At 72.2% G+C, this 14,697-nt stretch carries 13 protein-coding genes; 8 read left to right on the top strand and 5 right to left on the bottom strand.

Going from position 1 to position 14,697, the window contains the following annotated elements; translation table 11 throughout:
• Positions 1 to 11 precede the first annotated feature (11 nt).
• The 3 genes from ABT025_RS05030 to ABT025_RS05020 all read left to right on the top strand — a co-directional run bounded on the left by ABT025_RS05030 (position 12) and on the right by ABT025_RS05020 (position 3,822).
• The gene (locus ABT025_RS05030; protein ID WP_350989967.1) at positions 12 to 932 is read left to right on the top strand and encodes a carbohydrate ABC transporter permease; all 921 of its coding nucleotides are present in this window, start codon (positions 12 to 14) and stop codon (positions 930 to 932) included.
• A gap of 125 nt (positions 933 to 1,057) precedes the next feature.
• On the top strand, positions 1,058 to 2,518 hold the full coding sequence (locus ABT025_RS05025; protein WP_350989965.1) for a GH1 family beta-glucosidase: 1,461 nt from the start codon (positions 1,058 to 1,060) through the stop codon (positions 2,516 to 2,518).
• Positions 2,519 to 2,790: 272 nt separating this feature from the next.
• Entirely contained in the window at positions 2,791 to 3,822 is a 1,032-nt protein-coding gene (locus ABT025_RS05020) for a LacI family DNA-binding transcriptional regulator (protein WP_350989963.1), read from the top strand.
• Between the two features lie 308 nt (positions 3,823 to 4,130).
• Here ABT025_RS05020 and ABT025_RS05015 read toward each other — a convergent pair whose 3' ends face one another.
• The 3 genes from ABT025_RS05015 to ABT025_RS05005 form a co-directional block, all read right to left on the bottom strand.
• Positions 4,131 to 4,859 (bottom strand): ABC transporter ATP-binding protein, encoded by a 729-nt coding sequence (locus ABT025_RS05015; RefSeq protein ID WP_350989961.1) that lies wholly within the window; start codon positions 4,857 to 4,859, stop codon positions 4,131 to 4,133.
• A 6-nt stretch (positions 4,860 to 4,865) separates the two neighbouring features.
• Complete coding sequence (locus ABT025_RS05010) at positions 4,866 to 7,676, bottom strand: FtsX-like permease family protein (RefSeq protein ID WP_350989959.1); 2,811 nt, start codon at positions 7,674 to 7,676, stop codon at positions 4,866 to 4,868.
• 73 nt (positions 7,677 to 7,749) lie between these two features.
• Entirely contained in the window at positions 7,750 to 7,926 is a 177-nt protein-coding gene (locus ABT025_RS05005) for a hypothetical protein (RefSeq protein ID WP_350989957.1), read from the bottom strand.
• Between the two features lie 190 nt (positions 7,927 to 8,116).
• On the opposite strand from ABT025_RS05005, the gene ABT025_RS05000 reads away from it, so the two are divergent.
• Genes ABT025_RS05000 through ABT025_RS04985 form a run of 4 tightly spaced genes read left to right on the top strand, consistent with a single transcriptional unit; the run spans position 8,117 to position 11,550 of the window.
• Positions 8,117 to 8,668 carry a MauE/DoxX family redox-associated membrane protein gene (locus ABT025_RS05000; RefSeq protein ID WP_350989955.1) on the top strand — a complete coding sequence of 184 codons (552 nt, stop codon included), beginning with the start codon at positions 8,117 to 8,119 and terminating at the stop codon, positions 8,666 to 8,668.
• 1 nt (position 8,669) lies between these two features.
• Positions 8,670 to 9,203, top strand: coding sequence for a peroxiredoxin family protein (locus ABT025_RS04995; RefSeq protein ID WP_350989953.1), 534 nt, complete (start codon positions 8,670 to 8,672; stop codon positions 9,201 to 9,203).
• Complete coding sequence (locus ABT025_RS04990) at positions 9,200 to 11,065, top strand: ABC transporter ATP-binding protein (protein WP_350989951.1); 1,866 nt, start codon at positions 9,200 to 9,202, stop codon at positions 11,063 to 11,065. The genes ABT025_RS04995 and ABT025_RS04990 overlap by 4 nt, the downstream gene beginning before the upstream one ends.
• Positions 11,062 to 11,550: a S26 family signal peptidase gene (locus tag ABT025_RS04985; RefSeq protein WP_350989949.1), complete on the top strand. Its 489-nt coding sequence runs from the start codon at positions 11,062 to 11,064 to the stop codon at positions 11,548 to 11,550. The genes ABT025_RS04990 and ABT025_RS04985 overlap by 4 nt, the downstream gene beginning before the upstream one ends.
• Positions 11,551 to 11,638: 88 nt before the next feature.
• Here ABT025_RS04985 and ABT025_RS04980 read toward each other — a convergent pair whose 3' ends face one another.
• Positions 11,639 to 12,382: an AfsR/SARP family transcriptional regulator gene (locus ABT025_RS04980; RefSeq protein ID WP_350989947.1), complete on the bottom strand. Its 744-nt coding sequence runs from the start codon at positions 12,380 to 12,382 to the stop codon at positions 11,639 to 11,641.
• Positions 12,383 to 12,620: 238 nt separating this feature from the next.
• Between ABT025_RS04980 and ABT025_RS04975 the strand changes: the two genes are divergently transcribed.
• Positions 12,621 to 12,908 (top strand): hypothetical protein, encoded by a 288-nt coding sequence (locus ABT025_RS04975; RefSeq protein ID WP_350989945.1) that lies wholly within the window; start codon positions 12,621 to 12,623, stop codon positions 12,906 to 12,908.
• A gap of 33 nt (positions 12,909 to 12,941) precedes the next feature.
• On the opposite strand, the gene ABT025_RS04970 is transcribed toward ABT025_RS04975, so the two are convergent.
• Positions 12,942 to 14,492 carry an FMN-binding glutamate synthase family protein gene (locus ABT025_RS04970; protein WP_350989943.1) on the bottom strand — a complete coding sequence of 517 codons (1,551 nt, stop codon included), beginning with the start codon at positions 14,490 to 14,492 and terminating at the stop codon, positions 12,942 to 12,944.
• Positions 14,493 to 14,697 lie beyond the last annotated feature (205 nt).

Genomic DNA, 14,697 nt, shown 5'->3' with positions numbered 1-14,697 from the left:
GAGCGATATCCATGACCATCACCAGCCCCACCAAAGCCCCGGGCTCCGTCCTCCCGGCACGCACCGTGCACCGTGCGCCGAAGCGCGCGAGCCGCTTCAAGCCCGGTGCCGGGCAGCAGCTGAAGGGCGGCCCCTTCGCCTACATCGCGCTGACCGTCGTCGGGATCGGCTCGCTGCTGCCGCTGTACTGGACCCTGGTGGCCGCGTCCCACACCCAGGACGAAGTACTGGCCTCCACCCCGCCGTTCCTGCCCGGCGACCGGCTGTTCCACAACCTCGACGCCGCCTGGAACCAGGCCCACCTGGGCAAGGCGATCCTCAACAGCTTCATCGTCTCCAGCTGCATCACGTTGGCGACGCTCTTCTTCTGCACCCTGGCCGGCTACGCCTTCGCCAAGATGCGCTTCCGCGGCCGCGGCGCGCTCATGACCGGCGTCATCGCGACCCTGACCATCCCGCCGCAGCTCAGTGTCGTCCCGCTGTTCATGATGATGTCCGACCTCGGCTGGAGCGGAAGCCTGGAGTCGGTGATCTTCCCGACCCTGGTCAGCGCGTTCGGCGTGTTCTTCATGCGGCAGTACCTGACCGAGGCGCTGCCGTACGAGCTGATCGAGGCCGCCAAGATCGACGGTGCGAGCAACTTCCGTATCGTGCGAAGCGTCGTGCTCCCCGTGGCCCGCCCCGCGATGATGGTGCTGGGCATGCTCACCTTCGTCCAGGCGTGGAACGACTTCTTCTGGCCCTACCTCGCGCTGAACCAGCAGAACCCCACCCTTCAGGTGGCCCTCGGTCAGCTGAAGGCCTCCTACACCCCCGATGAGAGCATCGTGATGGCCGGCGGGCTGATCAGCACGCTGCCGCTGCTCGTGGTCTTCGTCGTCTTCGGCAAGCAGATCGTCGGCGGGATCATGTCCGGTGCCGTCAAGGGCTGACGACTCGTCGGCCCGTCTCCTCACCTCCCGGCAGCCCCGCACGGCCCGCGCCCGCCCCGCAGACCGTACGGGCTCCGGAGTTGCCCTTCCCGTCCCTGTCCGTCCACCCCTGGGAGCGCTCCCGCATGACTGCCGTACGACCTGACATCGCCCCGAAGCAGGCGCCCGAGGCAACGCAATTCCCGACGGGCTTCGTCTGGGGAGCGGCCACCGCCGCCTACCAGGTCGAGGGCGCCGCTGCCGAGGACGGCCGCACCCCCTCCATCTGGGACACCTTCAGCCACACCCCCGGCAAGGTCCACAACGGTGACACCGGTGACATCGCCGCCGATCACTACCACCGCTTCCGCGACGACGTTGCGCTGATGAAGCAGCTGGGTCTGAAGGCGTACCGTTTCTCCATCTCCTGGTCCCGGGTGCAACCCACCGGCCGCGGCCCCGCCGTCGAACGCGGCCTGGACTTCTACCGCAAGCTCGTCGACGAGCTGCTCGAAGCCGGCATCGCCCCCGTGGCGACCCTCTACCACTGGGACCTGCCCCAGGAGCTGGAGGACGCCGGCGGCTGGCCCCAGCGGGTCACCACCGACCGGTTCGCCGACTACGCCGCGATCATGGCGGGCGCGCTCGGCGACCGGGTCGCGACATGGACCACCTTCAACGAGCCGTGGTGCTCGGCCTTCCTCGGATACGGCTCCGGTGTGCACGCTCCCGGCCGCACCGAGCCCGCCTCCGCCCTGCGGGCGGCCCATCACCTCAACCTCGCCCATGGCCGGGCGATCGAGGTCCTGCGCGATCAACTCCCCGCTGGCGCGCAGACCTCGGTCACCCTCAATCTCCACCAGGTCCGTCCGCTGACCGCGAGCGCGGCCGACGCGGACGCCGCCCGCCGGATCGACGCGGTCGGCAACCGGATCTTCACCGGCCCGATGCTGCGCGGCGAGTACCCCGCGGACCTGCTCGCCGACACCGCGCACCTGGTGGACTGGTCGAAGCTGGTGCAGGACGGCGACCTGGCCGCGATCTCCCGTCCAGTCGACGTCCTGGGCGTCAACTACTACACGCCGACGCTGGTCTCCATGCCCGAGAAGGGCGAGAGCGGCAGTGGCAACGATGTCCACGGCGCCAGCGAGTTCTCCCCGTGGCCCGGCTCCGAGCACGTCGCCTTCCACCTCGCCGAGGGGAAGGAGCGCACCGCGATGAACTGGTCGATCGACCCCAACGGGCTCTACAGCCTGCTGATGGACGTCACCCGCGACCACCCGGGCCTGCCGCTGATGGTCACCGAGAACGGCGCCGCCTTCGACGACTACGTCTCGCCCGAAGGGCGGGTGGAGGACCCCGAGCGGATCGCCTACCTGCACGGCCATCTCGACGCCGTGCAGCGGGCGGTGGCCGACGGAGCGGACGTCCGCGGCTACTTCCTCTGGTCGCTGATGGACAACTTCGAGTGGGCGTACGGCTATTCGAAGCGCTTCGGCACCGTGTACGTCGACTACGCCTCCCAGCGCCGCATTCCCAAGTCGAGCGCGCACTGGTACTCCGATGTGATCCGCCGTCACGCGCTGCCGTCGGGTGGCCTTTCCTGACCGTCCCCCCTCCCGGCGGACACCGCCGGTCGCGGTACCCGCACCACCTCTGAGACCCGGCCCCGTGCCGGGTCTCGGTCATGTCCGCGACGGTATTGGCCGCGCCCGCCCCGGGCCGAGGCAGGTCGCTTGACCACGCGCGTAGAGTGGGAGCGCTCCCATGCTGCGGGCCGGGAGCGACCGGCCGGTCCCGTTGAGTGTCAAGGGATCCCACATCAGGACTTGGTTTGGTTATCCGACTGTGAGAAATTGACCGCGAACGGGAGGCAGCCATGGCGGCAGCGCGAGTACGGAGCGGGGGCCGGCCCACGCTCGAAGAGGTCGCGGCACGGGCGGGGGTGGGGCGCGGCACTGCCTCGCGGGTCATCAACGGCTCACCGCGCGTCAGCGCGCACACGCGGGAGGCGGTCGAGGCGGCCGTCGCCGAGCTGGGGTACGTACCCAATCGCGCGGCCCGCGCCCTGGCCGGGAACCGGACGGACGCCATCGCGCTCGTCGTGCCCGAGTCCGAGAGCCGCTTCTTCACCGAGCCGTACTTCTCCGACATCGTCCGCGGGGTGGGTGCCGCCCTCGCCGACACCGAGATGCAGCTGCTGCTCACCCTCGTGGGCAGCGACCGCGAACGCCGAAGACTCGCCCAGTACCTGACCGCGCACCGTGTGGACGGCGTGCTGCTGGTCTCCGTGCACGCCGACGACCCGCTGCCCGATCTGCTGGAACAGCTGGGCATGCCCGCCGTCATGAACGGCCGCAGGTCCGCCACCGAGCCGCTGCCCTCGGTCGACTCGGACAACTTCGAGGGTGCCCGCGGCGCCGTCGAGCATCTCGTCTCCCGGGGCCGCCGCTCCATCGCCACCATCACCGGACGGCTGGACGTCTACGCCGCCCAGCGTCGCCTCGACGGCTACCGCAGGGCCCTGGCCGACGCAGGCCTCGAACCGGACGAGCGGCTGATCGCCCCCGCGGACTTCTCCGAGGAGGGCGGCGTCCGGGCCATGCGCGAACTGCTGGCCCGCCGCCCCGACGTGGACGCCGTCTTCGCCGCGTCCGACCTGATGGCGGCGGGCGCCCGCCAGGTGCTGCGCGAGGCGGGCCGGCGCATCCCGGAAGACGTGGCCCTCGTCGGCTTCGACGACTCGTCCGTGGCCCGGCACATGGACCCCGCGCTGACGAGCGTGCGGCAGCCGATCGAGGAGATGGGCCGGGAGATGACCCGGGTGCTCCTGGCGGAGATCGCGGGCGAGAACACCGAGCGCCCGCAGATCGTGCTGCCGACGGAACTGGTGGTCCGCGACTCGTCCTGAGGGCGGCTGCGCGGCGGGCCTGATCGGTCAGCGGCCTCCGGCGGCCGGCCCCGGCCACGGCCCCGGCCCCCGGCCCCGGCCCCCGGCCCCGGCCTCTGAGCGGTCACCGGCTCTCGGCGGTCGGCCCCCGGCCCCCTGCCTCTGATCGGTACCGGACCGGGTGGTCGGTCTCCGGCCCCTGCCCGCGATCGGTAACAGGCCCCCGGCCCCCGGCCTCCGCCGGTTGGCCCCCGGCCCCCGGCCCCCGGCCCCCGCCGGTTGGCCCCCGGCCCCCGGCCTCCCGGCCTCTGATCGGTCACCGCTCCCGGTCAGCCCCCGGCCGAGTCGGTGACCGTCCGCCCGTCCCGCAGGCCGATCACCCGGTCGCAGGTCTCGGCGACCTGCTCCTCGTGCGTGGCGATCAGGACCGTGGTGCCGTGGTCGCGCCCGAGCCGCACGATCAGATCCATGACCGCGGACCCGGTGGCCGAGTCCAGGGCCCCGGTGGGCTCGTCGGCGAGCAGGAGCCGGGGCGTGGCGATCAGGGCACGGGCCAGCGCGACGCGTTGCTGCTGTCCACCGGAGAGCTGCGCGGGGTGGGCCTTCTCGCGGTCGGCCAGCCCCACGGCCTCCAGCAGTTCACGGGCTCGCGCGGGGGCGTCGAAGCCGGCCCGGCGGGGCAGTACGGGGGCCAGGACGTTGTCGATGACGGTCAGGGCCGGCAGCAGATGGAAGCGCTGGAAGACGAATCCGACCGTACGGCGGTAGGCGGCGAGCCCGCGGGGGCGCAGGGCCGTCACCTCGGTGTCCCCGACGCGTACCGAGCCCGAGTCGGCGCGTTCGATCGCGCCCAGCAGGTGCAGCAGCGTCGACTTGCCGGACCCCGAACGGCCGGTGAGGGCGACGATCTGCCCCGCGGGGACGGTGAGATCGATGCCGTCGGCCGCGGTGATCGCGGCTGCGCCCTTGCCGAAGACCTTGCTGAGCCCGACGACCTCGACGGCCGCCCCGCCGGTCTCCGCCCGTTCGCCGGCAGGTGCCGTTCCCTTGTCTGACATGGCTTCCTATTCCTCCTGGAGGAGCACGCTGGTGGGGCTCCGGGTGAGCATCACCGAGGGGACGAGCGAGGCCGCGGTGGCGAGGACGACCCCGGCCGCCGCGGCGAGCAGCGCGGTGGCGACGAGGGCTGCGCCGACGGTCCCGGTGAGCCAGGCGATGAGGCCGATGCCGGTGGCGGCCCCGGCGGTGGCGCCGAGCGCCCCGAGGACGGCGCCCTCCGTCAGGACGAGCCGGGTGAGTTCGCCGTCCGACCAGCCGGTGGCCTGCAGTACGGCGAACTCGGCGGCCCGTTCGCGGATGCCCAGGTAGATGACGTCGGCGGCGGCGAAGGCGCCGAGCAGGGCGGTACCGGCGGCGGCCGCGATGTCGACGCCGCGGGCCTTGAGCGCGATGGCGTCGCCCATCACGGTTCCGACGACATCGTCCTCGAACGACCAGAGGATGGCGGCGACCGCGGTGACCGCCGCGACACCGACGGCGAGAGCGGCCGCGCCCAGGAGCGTCCGGCCCGGCACCCGGGCCAGGTTGGCGCAGGCCAGACCGGTGACGGTGCGGTGCCGGCGCGGACGCCGGGCCGCGCGGATCGCCGGGCGCAGGCTCGTGGCCGGGTGCCCCGCCGAAGCGCGCAGCGCGGGCACGGCAGCGGCGAGGACGGACAGGACGAGCGCGATGGGGACGGCCGCGGCCGCCCGCAGGGGCGAGACGCCGAGGCCGGCGGGCCCGGCGAGCAGCAGGGACAGGAGCGCGCCGAGGACCCCCGCGACGGTGCCGAGCAGGGCGGTCTCGCCGATGACGAGCGAGGTGACCCGGGCGCGGGACCAGCCCAGGCAGGCCAGCACCGCGAGTTCGCGCCGACGGTCACGGACGGCGGCGGACGCGGAGTTGACGAGGAACAGGGCGCAGACCCCGAGGACGAGCCCGAACAGCAGCAGGCTCTTGCGGTCGGCCGCCTCGACGATGCGGGCGGCGACGCCCTTGCGCGACCAGCCCTCGGACAGGGTGAGTGCCGGACGTCCGTAGTCGCCCGCCGGCAGGTGGACGGTACGGGGAGCGGGGGAGGACCCCATGGTGAGGTCGACACCGAGCCCGGTCTCCTTGCCGATGCGCTCGGCGACGAGACGTACGCGCTCGCGGGACCGCGCGTCGGTCCCGGTGACGCCGTCGACCCGGACCCGGATCGCGGAGATGGGTGCCGCGGCCTGCTCCGAGGCGGGATCGAGGACGCGGGGGAGCGCGGCGAGCGTGGTGAGGAGCTGGGGCGGGGTGGCGAGGTAGCCGCCGGGGTTGGAGTTCGGCATCAGCGCCCGGTCGCCCAGCAGCTTGCGCGCGGCGGCGTCGGCCCCGGTCGCCTCGACGGGCTGGTACGTCTCCATCGGGACCTCGGACAGGGCGGAGAACTCGGTCAGCCGCTCCGGGTCGTACGTCCCCACCGCCAGCCCGTCCCCCGACCAGTCGCCCGACCGGAAGTCGGGCGCCTGGTACTCGGGGACGCGGGTGAGCGGCCGCTGCTTGGCGTCCCGCGCCAGCCAGGGGGTCGGCCACCCGGTGTGGTTGCTGTTGGCCCACAGCTCGTCGATGTCGGCCGGGACCGTCCGAGGAGTCAGGCTGCCGTCCGCGGCGGTCCGGTAGGAGGGCGCTCCGGACTGGATGATCCGGTACAGGTCGGCGCCCTTGCGGTTCGTCCCGTAGACCTTGTCGACGGAGTAGGAGCGGTCGGTGACGCGGCTGCCGCGCTTCTCGTCGATCGCCGTGTCGAGGGCCCGGCGGGCCAGGCCGGCGATGCCCACGGGGCCTGCGGGCGAGCGGGAGACGGCGACCGACAGCTGCTCGTCGACCTGGGGGTCGGAGGAGATCAGCACGGGCACCGACCGGCTCCGCCCGTCCGCGGCCGGGGCGACCGCGGTCTCCGTCTGCCGCAGGTAGCGGCCGGACACGAGCGCCTTGTCCAGCCCGACCAGCTTCGCCTCCTGGTCCGGGTCGATCGCCGCGAGCAGCATGGAGACCGGCCAGGAGATGTTCACGGTGAGCCGGGACGAGGTCTCCCACTCCGTCCGGAAGGACCCGTCGTCGGCCAGGTGGACGGCCTCCAGGTGGCCGCGGCTGCTCGCGGACCCGGCTATGGAGGCATCGGTGGCGCAGACCGGCACGGAGCGCCCGTCCGGCATCACCTCCAGGGGCGGCAGGGACTGTCCCGGGTTGTCGCAGACGGCCAGTGCCTTCCTGGTGTCGAAACCGTTGGGGTAGGAGGGGGGCGGGGACTGCCAGGAGGGGTCCGACCGCTCCCTCGCCAGGTCGACGTGGGATTCGGGCCACACGACCTTGTTCCTCGTCACGTAGACGAAGTTGGGCAGGTCGTCGTCGAGCGTGCTGAGTCCGCGGTCGGTGTGCCATGTCGGCTTCACGGTGATCAGCTGCTGGGTACGGGTACGGTCCACCTGGTCCGTGACGTCGACGGCGGCCTTGCTGTTGGCGAGGACGTAGCCGACCATGGCGACCGGTGCGGCGACCTCCACCCCCGTCATCCGCGCGATCCGGTCCTGCTGGCCCCGGGTGATCCCGCCGAACTGCCCGGACAGGAAGTTGGGCCGCACCAGCCCCTGACCGCTCTCCTGGGCGCTGCGCGACCCCGCGGGCCGGACCAGGATGTCGTACGCGCCGCGGAAGTTGTCGTTCACGGTCCCGGTGGTGCGCAGCTGCGAGGTCTCGGCGGTGGACGTCAGCAGCGTGAAGCCCGTCGTCGCGGCCATCACCCCCGCGACGAGCGCCAGGCTCCGCCCGGTCCTGTGCCGTACGTGACTGAAGGCGGTGCGCAGCACCCGGTCCCCCTCGCGGAATGCCGGTGTGCGGACACGGGTGTCCGTGTCCGCACACCGGCGGCTCGTTCGTTGATCAGTTGCAGGCTTCGCCGGTGTACTCCCAGCCGTTGCAGAACGAGCTGTCCCAGCACTGGTTGCGCTGGATCTTGCCGTTGTAGCAGCGGTACTTGTACCACCACACGGCCTCGCCCGTGACCTCGGGCGCCAGCCGGTCCGCCAGCTTGTCGGCCATCTTCCGGAATGTGCGCATCGCGCTCTCCCTCTCCCGCCGACCGCTCGCTGCGATCGGATGGTGCGGCACGCTAACTCCCCTGCGTACACCGGACATCCAGGCTCGTGGGTATGTCGCGTGTATGTCCGCCTTCTAGGCTGCGCACCCCGTCCGGAACCGCCGGACGGGCGATGCGGCCGCGTCCCGGACCGGCCGTCCAGGGGGAGCCGTGCCGTATCTGGTTGTCGCCTGTCAGGTGCTGAGCGCCCTCACTTTTCTGGCGGCGGCAGCCGGCAAGCTCCGCTCCCGTGCCGCGTACGCGGGCTTCGTCGCGGAGCTCGACGCCTGGCCCCTGGTGCCCGCCGGGCTCCGGCCCGCCGTCGCACGGGCGGTCTGCGCCGCCGAGGCGGCCGTGCCGGTCCTGCTGGCCGTGCCGGTCACCCGCCGCGCCGGATCGGCGCTGGCGGCGCTTCTTCTCACCGCGTTCCTGACCGCCATGATCCTGCTGCGGATACGGGGCACCGCCGCACGGTGCACCTGCTTCGGCCGGAAACCCGCGACGCTCGGTGCCCGCCATCGCGTACGTACGACGGTCCTGCTCGGCGCGGCCGGGGCGGCGTTGCTCGGGCAGGGCGTCGGCGGGCCGGCCACGGTGGGCGGAGGGCTGATCGCGGCCGGGTTCGGGGCGCTCGGTGCCCTGGTCGCCGTGACCCTCGACGACATCGCCGACACGCTCGGGCCGGTGTCCGCCCACGACGTCACACACACCTCAAGGAGCTGACGTGTCCCTCATGGGCGCGGCGGTCGCCCTCGTCGGAGCGATCGCCCTGTTGAACCTGACCCTGACCTACGGCCTGATCCGCAGACTCCGTGCGGGTTCCGGGCCCGGCCCGGGGGGTGGCCCGGGCCCGGATCACGAGGCCGGAGTCGCTCCCGCCGTCCGTGACTTCGAGGCTGTCACCACACAGGGCCGGACGATCGGGCCCGGCGATCTGCCCGACGGAGCACTTGTCGCCTTCTTCAGTACGGGCTGCCCGCCGTGCGCCGAGCTGCTGCCCCGGTTCGTCGCCGCCGTGCCCGGCCTCGGGCTGCCGGTCTCCGCCGTACTGGCGGTCGTCGCGCCGGGGCCGGAGGAGCAGGAGTACGTGGACGCTCTGGCGGAGGTGGCGACGGTGGTGTCCGGGGAGCACGCGGACACGGTGGCCGAGGCCTTCGGAGTGGCCGGCTATCCCGTGGTGTGCAGGCTCGCCGCCGACGGGGCGGTGACGCCGGTCGAGCACGAGCGGCCGGGATCCTTCGTGCCGGTGGCCCCGTGAGGCAGCCCCGACGCCCCTTCGGCACCGTGCTGGGCCTGGCGTCGCGCTTCGCCTGGCCGCAGCTGGCCGGAGTCGTGCTCATCAGTCTGACACTTGCTCAACTTCCCGTACTCGTCGCCTGGTTGATGAGCTCACTCATCGACATGATCGCCCATGAGGGCGGTACGCCCGCACAGGTCACAGGACCGGCCCTCGCGATGGCCGTCGCCGGTCTGGCGCTCGCGGTGCTCCCGCACGTGGAGACGCTGCTGCGCGGCGAACTGTCCCGCCGGGTCGCGCTGGCCGCACAGGACCGGCTCTACGCGGCGGTCAACGGATGGAGCGGGCTGGGCCGCTTCGAGGACCCGGCGATGCTGGACCGGCTGCGCCTGGCGCAGCAGTGCGGGCAGCAGGCACCCCCACAGGTGGTCATGGGCGTCATGGGACTGCTGCAGGCGGTGGTGACGGTGCTCGGCTTCCTCGGCTCGCTCGCCCTGGTCAGCTGGTGGCTGGTGGCGGCCGTGTCGCTCGCGGCCGTGCCCGCGCTGGTCGTGGAGCTGCGGATGGCACGCATCTGGGCGGACACCGAGCTCCGGGTGACTCCGCTGGAGCGCCGTGAGTGGTTCTACTCGAACCTGCTGGGCAGCGTGCAGGCGGCCAAGGAGATCAGGCTGTTCGGCACCGGTGACCATCTGCGGGCGCGGATGCGGCGCGACCGCCAGGCCATCAACAAGGCGCACCGGACCACCGAGACGCGCAACGCCCTGCTCCAGGGGCTCCCGGCGGCACTCTCCGGTGCCATCGCCGCGCTGGGCCTGCTGTGGGCCGTACGCCAGGCGGCGCGCGGGGCGATGTCGGTGGGCGAGGTGTCGCTGACCGTTGCCGCGATGGCATCCGTACAGGGCAGTTTCGGCACCGGCGCCGCCCAGTTGGCGGTGGTCCGGCGCAGCCTCCTGCTGTTCGCGCACTTCACGACGGTCGTCCAGGCACCGCCGGACCTGCCCGTGCCCCGGTCGTCCGTCCGGCCCGCCCGGCTGAGCGCGGGCATCGAGCTGCGGGACGTGTGGTTCCGGTACTCGGACCAGCACGACTGGGCCCTTCGGGGCGTGAGTCTCACCATCCCCGCCGGTTCGACGCTCGCCCTGGTCGGCGACAACGGGGCCGGGAAGTCGACCCTGGTCAAACTGCTCTGCCGGTTCTACGACCCCACCCGCGGCACGGTGCTGTGGGACGGCCAGGACATCCGTACGTTCCCTCCGGCCGAACTGCGTCGCAGAATGAGCGCGGTCTTCCAGGACTTCATGCGCTACGACGTGTCGGCGGCCGAGAACATCGGGCTCGGCGACGGAGACGACGCGGCACGCCACCCCGACCGCATCCGGGCGGCGGCAGGCAGAGCCGGCGTCGACGGCCTCCTGGAAGGACTGCCGCGCGGCTACGACACCCTGCTCAGCCGCGCGTTCACGGAACCGTCCACCGACGAGGGCGAGGACGGCGATGCGGACGACGGGGTGGAGCTCTCCGGAGGCCAGTGGCAACGGGTGGCGCTCGCCCGCTCCCTGCTGCGCGAGGACCCCGATGTGCTGATCCTCGACGAACCGGCCTCGGGGCTGGACCCCCAAGCCGAGGACGAGGTGCGCCAGGCCCTGCGGCGCCACCGCCGGGGCCGCACGAGCATCCTCGTGTCACACCGCCTGGGCACCGCCCGGGAGGCCGACAGGATCGTGGTGCTGAGGGCCGGCTGCGTGGTCGAGCAGGGCAGTCACGACGAACTGATGGCGAAGCCGGGCCGCTATGCCGATCTCTTCGGGCGCCAGGCCGCGGGCTACCGGGAGAGGGAGCGGCCCCCGGCTCCTCCCGCGCAGGAGACGGAGCGGGTATGACGCCCTGGGCCTTCGTGGCAACGGCACTCACGGCGACGGCGGCAGTCGCGGTCACCGGTTTCGCGGCCGTATGCGTCCAGGTCCGCCGCAGCCGGCTGCGGGTCACGGTCGCCGGCGAGAGCATGGCGCCCGCGCTGATGCCCGGACAGGTGGTGATCGCCCGCCGGGTGAAGAGCCCCGGAGGGCTGCGCACCGGCGACGTGGTCGTCCTGGTCAAGCCCGAGCGCCCCGGCAACTGGCGGTGGCCTGCGGCGGGGGAGGGAGCCCGGCTGCTGAAGAGACTGGCGGCACTCCCCGGGGACCCGGTGCCCACCCCGGTGGCCTCCGCCCTCGGGCTGAGCGGCCCCGTACCGGACGGCTTCGCCGTGGTCCTCGGGGACAACACGACGGCGAGCGTCGACTCCCGCGACTTCGGCCTCGTCCCGGTCGACCGGTTGCTCGCCCACGTACCGGACGCGCCACCCGCGGCGGCAACCCTGAGTTGAGAGCGAAGCAGAGGTGAATGGGGCGCCCCGGGACACCCATATGCGCCCAGATCGCTCTCACCCAGGGTTACGCGGAGGGGCCGGAGGCTCAGGACGCCTTGAGCGTGTGGTGGAGCCGGTCCAGCTCGGCACCCGGCCTGGCGCCGAGCTGATCCTGGAACGCCCGGACGGCGGCCCGGTAGCTGTCACTGACTCCGCCGGGTTCCCCCAGGCTGTGGTGGGCCCGCATCCGCAGCGCCCAGCCCCTGCCGCGCAGTGGATCGGCGGCCAGCAGGGCATGCAGCTCGCGCAGCGCAGAACGGGGCTCGCCCGCCTCCACGCAGGACTCGGCGAGGTCCTCGACCACGCGTCTGCGTTCCTCGTCGAGATGATCCAGCGGCCCGGCCTGCCAGCCGTTGCGCGGCACCCCGTCGGCAGCCGCGTCCGTGGTCCACAGCGCCAGCGCCTGCCCCAGCAGCGGGGCCGCACCTTCCGGATCGCCGCTCTGCAGGGCACATCGCCCCTCCGCCGCCAGCCGCAGGAACCGGTGGTGGTCGCAGTCGTCCTCGGGCACGACGAGTTCGTATCCACCGGGACGGGACAGGAGCGTGGCCGCGTCGGCCGTGTGCCGGCGCAGTGCGCTGATGTGCGTACGGACGTTGGCCACCGCCGACCGCGGGGGCTCACCGTCCCACAGGGCATCGGCGATCCGGTCCAGCGAAACGGTCCGGTTGGCCTCCAGCAACAGAGCCACCAACAGAGCGCGCGGCTTCGCTCCGGGGACCTCCTGATCATCGATCCGGACCTTGCCGAGGACCCGGAACGGGCTCGGCCGGCTCTCGCGTGCGTACACACCCACCCCCAGTGCAACGCCACTCGTCCCCGGTGGCGCGACCTCCACAGCATCCCCCGGGGCAGATATTGTTTCAATAAGTTTCATGTAATTGCAGAAAACTCTTGCTGCTCCCGGTTTCGCACGGCTCAAGGCCGCGCCGGGGGGACAGTGGTTGGCGCCGAGCTCCCGGTGGAACCTCTGCCTGTGCCAGGTGCCGGTCAGTTCGTCTGGGTGTCCTGTGGCGCAGGATCCCCCGGTGGCCCACGTGCTCGGCCGCCACATCGAGATGACGAGCGAGTGGGGCCGCGATTCCCCCCTCGGCGCCACCTGCCAGCCCGACGAGCGCGGGCTCCGGCTCGCTGCGGCTGATCTCGTCGCCGTCCGGGATGCCGCCGAGGGCGTCGCCGGCCGGCGCGGCATCCACCGGTTCGACGACTTCGTCGTCTGCAACGAGCCCCGCCCGGTCGACCAGCTCCGTCTGATGGCCCGGGGACTGGCCCACAAGCTCCGCTCGGCGCTCACCGGGGCCGTCGGACGGGCGTGAGCCCCGGGTCAGGCACCGGGCACCGGCAACGCGTCACACGTCGGTACCGGCCTCATGGACAGGGGCGGGTTCGGCGGTGAGGAGCGCGGTGATCTCCTGGGCGAGCTCCGGGCCGAGTTCGCCCCAGCCGTCCTTGTAGCCGTAGACGCTCGCCAGGGTGCGGGCGTCGTAGTCGCCGTTCATGATCTCGATGTCGTTGGTGGTGATGAGCGCCGGGTGGGCGACGCCGACAGCGCCCGAGATCTTCAGCAGCTCCTTGCGCAGGGTGCGCAGGTAGACGGCGGCCCGAGTGGCCTTCGAGGGCGCGTCGACGCCGCGCACCAGCCACGGGTCCTGAGTGGCGATGCCGGTGGGGCACTTGTCGGTGTGGCATTTCTGCGCCTGGATGCAGCCGATGGACAGCATCGCCTCGCGGGCGACGTTGATCATGTCGACACCCAGGGCGAACGCGACGACTGCGTTCTCGGGCAGACCGAGCTTGCCGGAACCGATGAAGGTGATGTCGTCCGTCAGCCCCCGCTCCGCGAACGCACCGTAGACGCGGGAGAAGCCCATCCGGAACGGCAGCGACACCGAGTCGGAGAAGATGAGGGGTGCCGCCCCGGTGCCGCCCTCGCCTCCGTCGATGGTCACGAAGTCGACCCCGCGATCACCCCGCGCCATCAGAGTGGCCAGCTCCTCCCAGAAGCTCATCTCCCCGACAGCGCTCTTGATCCCGACCGGCAGACCGGTAGCCGTGGCGAGCAGCTCGACGAAGTCGAGCATCGAGTCGACGTCGTGGAACGCGGTGTGCCGAGAAGGTGAGGCGCAGTCCTCGCCGACCGGGATGCCGCGGATCGCGGCGATCTCGGGAGTCACCTTCGCGCCCGGCAGCAGCCCGCCGAGCCCCGGCTTCGCGCCCTGCGAGAGCTTGATCTCTATCGCCTTGACCGGGGCGCCCGCGACCACGTCCTTGAACTTGTCGAGGTTGAAGGTGCCGTCCTCGTTGCGGCAGCCGAAGTACGAGGTCCCGATCTGGAGGACGAGGTCCCCGCCGTTGCGGTGGTACGGAGAGAGGCCGCCCTCTCCCGTGTTCTGCATCGTGCCGGCCAGTGCCGCGCCCTTGTTGAGCGCCGTGATGGCCGGGCCGGACAGCGATCCGAAGCTCATCGCCGAGATGTTCACGACGCTCGCAGGCCGGAATGCCCTGGCGCGCCCGCGCGGGCCGCCCAGCACCTTGGCCGAGGGCAGCGGGCTCTGCGGGTCGTGCAGATCGGGCAGCGCACCGGCGAACGTCCGCTGCTTCACGTACGCGTGTCCCTGCACGTGCTCGACGTCCACGTCGGTTCCGAACCCGAAGTAGTTGTTCTCTTCCTTCGCCGACGCGTAGATCCAGGTGCGCTGGTCACGGCTGAACGGGCGCTCTTCCTCGTTGGACGTCACGACGTACTGCCGCAGCTCCGGCCCGATCGTCTCCAGCAGGTACCGGGCGTGTCCGACCACGGGGAAGTTTCTGAGCAGTGCGTGCTTCTTCTGGACGAGGTCGCGGGCAGCCACCAGGGCCAATGCCGCGGCGGCGGCCGCACCGATGCTCCGAGCGCGCATGAAACGTTCCTCTCGTCGACTGCTCGATACCCGACTCCACCGCTGCGCGGCGGGCGTCGTGACGTTGCGCGGCGGACGCGATCAGACAGGAGACGGCGTCCGACGACGAAACGCCACATGATGCTAGAAGTCTCGCGGACGGGAGGACGCGGCAGGGTGTGCGAGTGGAACCTCTGCGGGGTGGCGTGACTGGTCACGACACCGC

Source organism: Streptomyces sp. NPDC002809, from assembly GCF_040295435.1.
GTDB lineage: Bacteria > Actinomycetota > Actinomycetes > Streptomycetales > Streptomycetaceae > Streptomyces.
This window is presented reverse-complemented; position numbering and strand designations above follow the sequence as displayed.